This window comes from Scandinavium sp. (assembly GCF_036271055.1).
Lineage (GTDB): Bacteria > Pseudomonadota > Gammaproteobacteria > Enterobacterales > Enterobacteriaceae > Scandinavium.
This window is the reverse complement of the sequence record NZ_DATBBJ010000052.1, coordinates 1-2,345: the sequence shown is the minus strand read 5'-3', so window position 1 is coordinate 2,345 and position 2,345 is coordinate 1. Positions and strand designations below refer to the sequence as shown.

Annotated in this window: 2 protein-coding genes; one reads left to right on the top strand and one right to left on the bottom strand. The window is 54.1% G+C overall.

Going from position 1 to position 2,345, the window contains the following annotated elements; genetic code table 11:
• Positions 1–267: 267 nt before the first annotated feature.
• A complete protein-coding gene (locus VH187_RS06925; protein WP_329700744.1) occupies positions 268–1,743 on the top strand; it encodes a multicopper oxidase family protein in 1,476 nt (491 codons plus the stop codon).
• Between the two features lie 56 nt (positions 1,744–1,799).
• On the opposite strand, the gene VH187_RS06920 is transcribed toward VH187_RS06925, so the two are convergent.
• The coding region (locus VH187_RS06920; RefSeq protein ID WP_329700743.1) for an ATP-binding cassette domain-containing protein at positions 1,800–2,345 on the bottom strand (546 nt) is incomplete at its 5' end.

Sequence of the window (2,345 nt, the reverse complement as noted above, 5' to 3'; positions counted from 1 at the left end):
TACACTTGGAGCTCAGCGCAAATGGTTGCCGATGTACAGGCATGGTTGGATAATCCAGCCGGTAACTTTGGCTGGCTGGTGTTAGGCGATGAGACCTCCATCGCCACGGCAAAGCGGTTTGATACACGCGAAAGCGCCAGTCCGCCTATGCTGACGATCGAATTCATACCGGCTCCGAGGGTAGCGCCTTCACCAAGGCCTCGGCCCACGCCAGCCCCCAGACCTTGATTGCAGTGATGGGGGAAAAGTGATCACGTACCGCGTTTTATGACTAAGGCTTTGTTGGCATTTATACTTGCGAGCGCGCTTGCCGGTATCGGCATTCATTTAGGCAGGGCACCGACTTCCATGGCCCGAAGTCAAAATGCGATTCGTGTCGCAGTGCCGGCAGCCACATCTGGATCTTTTACGCATCCGCTGGTGTTTCCGCCTGTTGACACCAATGCGAACATTTCAGTCAACATTGATGAAGGATGTGTGCAAATCATGGATGGGCCATGCACCAACATGTGGACGTACGGCGGCACATACCCGGGACTGACAGTTCGCAGACCTACCGGCCAGCCGACCAACGTGACCTTCACCAACAACCTCGACGCGAAGGCCGGCGAAATGACGGTGCACAACCATGGTAACCACTCAACCGCCGACAGTGATGGGCAACCGACCTCACTGCTTATCGCGACAGGAGGATCGCGGACGTATAGATATGATGGGTTGGAAGCGGGTGGAAATCAGCGCGGCAAGACACAGTTTTACCATGACCATCGGATGGATGTTACCGGTCGCAACGTCTGGATGGGTCTTACTGGTCTTTACATTGTCGATGACCCTGCCGATCCACCTACGCTCCCCTCAGGCAACTTTGATCTCCCTCTCATAATTGCCGACCGGCAGTTCGATGCGAAAAACCAGATCCCGTACGTGTTTAATCCTAATGGCGTGACTGGTGATAAGTTTCTGGTTAACGGTGTCTACCAGCCTTACCTCGAGGTCGGAGATCGTAAGTATCGTTTCCGCATCCTCGATGCGTCCAACTTCCGCACCTATTTTCTTGAGCTAAGCAATGGCGACTCATTCATCCAAATTGGCACTGAGAGCGGTCTGCTTCCCGCACCTGTTACCCGCACCGGCATGCGCATGGGACCGGCTGAACGTCTGGACGTGGTGGTCAATTTCGCCGGTGAACTCGGACAAAACATCTACCTGGTGGATGCGCTGACCGGCACGCAGTTGCTTGAGTTCCGGGTAACTCAGCACGTCACAGATGACAGTTCAATACCTGCGACGCTCCGCCCACCGCCAGATATAGGTGAGCCAACAGTGACGAGGAACTGGAGCTTCAATCAGGCAGGGGGTCATTGGGCAATCAACGGACTCCGATTCGATCCAAACCGTGTCGATGCCAGGCCCGTCCTCGGCACGACTGAAAAATGGGTGTTCACGAATCCAACAGGACAGCCACATACGGTCCATATCCATGACGTTTCCCAGCAATGCGTGAGTCGCAATGGCGGAGCATGTTATCCGTACGAGACGATGAAGGAAACCTGGTACCTCATGCCGGGCGAAACCTTAGAGGTAAAACTGAAGTTCACTGATCACACAGGGATGTACATGCTCCACTGCCACATGGTCGAGCACGAGGACGACGGAATGATGACCCAGTTTGAAGTGGTGGCTCGTGCAGATCCAACACCGAGGCCACGTCCGACTCCGCGGCAGCGACCGATGGCGCACTAGAGTAGCGTCGGGGTGGTTGTCATACCGGAGCACTGCGCGCACTGCGATATGAAGCTTCAGCCGAGAAGTTTTGCCGGAGCACCTCTCCCGATAATTCTACCCGCCTGAAGGAGTATTACTTCTTCGCAAATTGCAGTCGCTTCCATGGGATCGTGCGTCACGAAGAGCATTGGAACGCCAAACTCGCGATGAAGCGTCTGTAGTTGCTGCAAAATGGCATTTTTCAATTTTGCGTCCAGCGAAGTCAACGGTTCGTCAAGGAGCAACAATTGGGGCGCCGAAAGTAGCGCACGCGCGATCACGACACGTTGATTTTCACCACGCGAAAGCGAACTGACGTGACGATCGAGTAAATGTCCGATCTCCAAAAAATCGATGATATGGTGGAACTCAAACGTGTGATCTTTTGGCTTGCCGTTGCTTCCGAAAAGGAGATTCCGCTGGACTGACAAATGGGGAAACAGCGAGTCGTATTGCGGAACATAGCCCAGGCTCCGAAGGCGAACTGGCAGCGAATAATTTTGCCCGCTGTCGTCGAATAATTGATCATTGAACGAGATTTTTGCGGTCTCGGGTCTACGCAGCCCGGCAATGGTTTCCAG

Excerpts from the sequence above, each read along its gene's own strand:
- VH187_RS06925 (WP_329700744.1), top strand. The coding sequence starts at position 268 with ATGACTAAGGCTTTGTTGGCATTTATACTTGCGAGCGCGCTTGCCGGT.